This is a genomic window from Cetobacterium sp. (assembly GCF_977044495.1).
Genome location: NZ_CDRRQU010000083.1, coordinates 1 through 3,140 on the forward strand (window position 1 = coordinate 1; position 3,140 = coordinate 3,140).

Here is a 3,140-nt window from a genome sequence, read left to right on the forward strand (position 1 = left end):
ATGATAGAGAGATTTTGGATGAGGAACGAGGTGACACCTCTAAAGATATTAGAACTAGAGTGGTTAAAGCTAGGGAAATACAAAATCTTCGTTTTACTGGTAAACTCAATCGTGATATGTGCAACAGTGAAATTGAAAAATACTGTGTTTTGAATACTGAATGTGAACAAATTATTAGAACTGCTATTAGAAATCTGAATTTATCTATGAGGACATATCACAAAATCTTAAAAGTAGCTAGAACAATTGCAGATTTGGAAGAGTCTCTTAATATTGAAAAACAACACCTATTGGAAGCCATCAACTTTAGAAAAAATTAATATTTCAATCTAAAAGAAAAAAGGGAAAGTAGACTCAATAGGAGCTCTTTCCCTTTTTAAAGTTATTATCTATTTTTTTCAACTACTACTTTTGCTAAAACACCATTGATAAACTCATGCGACTTCTCATCACCGTATCTCTTTGCCAACTCTACAACTTCATTGACAACTATCTCAGCTGGTACATCTTCAAATAGAACTTCATATGTCGCTATCTTCAAAAGAGCCTTTTCTACATTTCCTATTCTCTCCAGACTCCAACCCGTAATATTATCCTTCAATGTATCTGTAATTTTATCGTCATTTAAAGCCATTCCGTTAGAGTATTTTTCAATAAACTCTCTCTCATTTGTATTTAAATTAGTCTCGTCTCTCAACAAATAACTGGCTAAAATTTCATCTATTTTTACCTCAGTTAGCTCCGATTCAAAAACTATTTTAAATAACTCTTCTCTTGCTACTCTTCTACTCATTATGATTTCCTTTCTAATCTTTTAATCTATTTAATATTTGTTTTTTTAGCCTCTCTTGAAAATCTTTATCTCCTAACTTAAAACCAACAAATGCTAAACATAGTATAAACACCGTCTTCAAAATTCCATACTCAACTAAAAGAACCCCTATTATCAATCCTGAGATAGCATATAGATATTTCTTAAAATTAAGAATAAAATTTTCAATAATTTTTTCTAACATCATATCTACTTCCCCCTACTCCATTGAGTCTCTTCTAGCTGATAATCTAGAGATTTTTACCTCTATATAGTCAACTTTTAAATCTAATTTCTGCTCTAAGTTAGCTTTTACTAAATTTTGTATATCTATAGTTTTTGCCGATAAGTTATTATTTGATATCATATCTAAGTTCAACTTAACAAAATATTTACTTCCTCTATTTCCACAATCTATTTTTAAACTTTTTATATCATTATCTTTTGATAAACTCTCTCTTATTAGATTCTTGACTGTATCTGTTGAAATATGAACTGAGCCATGTTCATTTTTTATGACATAATCTTTTTCTTTGGAAAAATTAGATAATAATTTTAATATTGATATACACGCATATATTAAGCATATATTAAAAACAATAACTTTAAATATAAGTGAGCTTGTATTTATTGTTATAAAATATTGTGGCATTGTTATATATCCTATTCCTGTTATAGATATAATAAATATTCCTATCCAAGCAAAGAAAAATATTAATTTTTTTATCAATAAACTCACCCCTGTAAAGAAAGATTAGAGGCGTAAGAAAACGCCTCTTTCATATTTTAATTATACAACCTCTATATCTTCATACTTATCTTCATATTCGTCCGTTAAAATTTTTACATCTTGTACAAACACATTTACCTCTACAACTTTTAATCCAGTCATTGTACTTACTGCAGTTAAAACATTTTTTTGGACATTTTGAGCCACTTCAGATATTTGGTATCCATATTCAACTATTATATAGATTTCTACACTGCACTCTTTCTCTCCAACTTCTACTTTAACACCATTTGTAAGTCTCTTCTTTCCTAGCATCTTACTAACTTCATCCGCTACTCCACCTGCTAATTTATAAACTCCAGAAACATCTTGTGCTGCCTTTGCTGATATAGTCTTGACAACATCATCTGCTATCTTTATATTTCCTAACTCGTTCATAAAACACCTCCGTAGATATTATTATATATATTATTACATTTATTTAAAATTTTTCCTAGCTATTATTTAGTTTTTTTCAAAATTTTCTTCAATAAATTTTGTTGTAACCTTTCCCGCTTTATATACCTTATTGTCCAGCACCTCTAAATGAAACGGAATTGTTGTATCAATTCCTTCTATAATAAACTCATTTAATGCTCTTTTCATCTTTTCGATAGCTTCCTCTCTGGTAATTCCATGAACAATAAGTTTTCCAATCATAGAATCATAATATGGGGATATCTCGTATCCTTGATATGAATGTGAATCCACTCTTACTCCGGGACCCCCAGGAACAATATAAGTTTCCAATTTCCCCGGAGATGGTAAAAATCCTGCTGTTGTATCCTCCGCATTTATTCTACACTCTATAGCGTGCCCAAATAATACAACATCCTCCTGAGATATATTTATTCTCTCTCCTTCAGCAACCTTAATTTGTAACTTAATTATATCTATTCCTGTCACCATCTCTGTCACTGTATGTTCAACTTGAACTCTTGTATTCATTTCCATGAAGTAAAAATTATCATCTTTATCAACTAAAAACTCCAAAGTTCCCGCAGAATCGTAATTAATCGATTTTGCTAATTTTACAGCAGCTTCACCCATTGCTTTTCTAACTTTTGAAGGTAATTTATATGACGGAGCTTCCTCTATTAACTTTTGATGTCTTCTTTGAATAGAACAATCTCTCTCTCCTAAGTGGATAACATTTCCATGTTTGTCACCCATAATTTGAATTTCAACGTGTCTTGGATTTTCGACAAATTTTTCTATATAGACATCTGGATTTCCAAATGCAGACTCCGCTTCTGTTTGGGCTGCAATGATTTTACTTTCTAACTCTTCCGGAGTTCTAGCTAATCTCATCCCTTTTCCACCACCGCCAGCAGTAGCTTTTATCATTACTGGATATCCTATTCTCTCTTCAACTTCTTTTCTAGCTTCCTCTATACTTCTTATTATTCCAGTTCCATTTGTCAACGGTACATCATTTTCTATAGCTGTTTTTCTAGCTGTCGCCTTATCACCCATACTTTCAATAGCTTCTGGACTTGGTCCAATAAACGTTATATTATGAGTTTGACATATCCTTGCAAATCTAGCATTTTCAGATAA

6 protein-coding genes are annotated in these 3,140 nt (G+C 31.0%); 1 reads left to right on the forward strand and 5 read right to left on the reverse strand.

All coding sequences use genetic code 11. The features are described 5' to 3' along the window. Positions 1-320: magnesium chelatase subunit ChlI family protein (locus ACWI69_RS11840; RefSeq protein ID WP_448822039.1), on the forward strand; the 320-nt coding region annotated here is incomplete at its 5' end. Between the two features lie 65 nt (positions 321-385). Here the strand turns inward: ACWI69_RS11840 and nusB are convergent. The 5 genes from nusB to ACWI69_RS11865 form a co-directional block, all read right to left on the reverse strand. After that, positions 386-793 (reverse strand): transcription antitermination factor NusB, encoded by a 408-nt coding sequence (nusB, locus tag ACWI69_RS11845; protein WP_448822040.1) that lies wholly within the window; start codon positions 791-793, stop codon positions 386-388. Positions 794-806: 13 nt separating this feature from the next. Next, on the reverse strand, positions 807-1,019 hold the full coding sequence (locus tag ACWI69_RS11850) for a DUF2273 domain-containing protein (RefSeq protein ID WP_448822041.1): 213 nt from the start codon (positions 1,017-1,019) through the stop codon (positions 807-809). Between the two features lie 12 nt (positions 1,020-1,031). Continuing rightward, a complete protein-coding gene (amaP, locus tag ACWI69_RS11855; RefSeq protein WP_448822042.1) occupies positions 1,032-1,541 on the reverse strand; it encodes an alkaline shock response membrane anchor protein AmaP in 510 nt (169 codons plus the stop codon). 60 nt (positions 1,542-1,601) lie between these two features. Further along, positions 1,602-1,979, reverse strand: coding sequence for an Asp23/Gls24 family envelope stress response protein (locus ACWI69_RS11860; RefSeq protein WP_448822043.1), 378 nt, complete (start codon positions 1,977-1,979; stop codon positions 1,602-1,604). Between the two features lie 66 nt (positions 1,980-2,045). Beyond that, a partial coding sequence (locus ACWI69_RS11865; RefSeq protein WP_448822044.1) for an acetyl-CoA carboxylase biotin carboxylase subunit occupies positions 2,046-3,140 on the reverse strand: 1,095 nt, incomplete at its 5' end.

Bases quoted from the DNA above. Each gene is read 5' to 3' on its own strand.
- nusB (WP_448822040.1), bottom strand. From the start codon at position 793: ATGAGTAGAAGAGTAGCAAGAGAAGAGTTATTTAAAATAGTTTTTGAA.
- ACWI69_RS11850 (WP_448822041.1), bottom strand. From the start codon at position 1,019: ATGATGTTAGAAAAAATTATTGAAAATTTTATTCTTAATTTTAAGAAA.
- ACWI69_RS11860 (WP_448822043.1), bottom strand. From the start codon at position 1,979: ATGAACGAGTTAGGAAATATAAAGATAGCAGATGATGTTGTCAAGACT.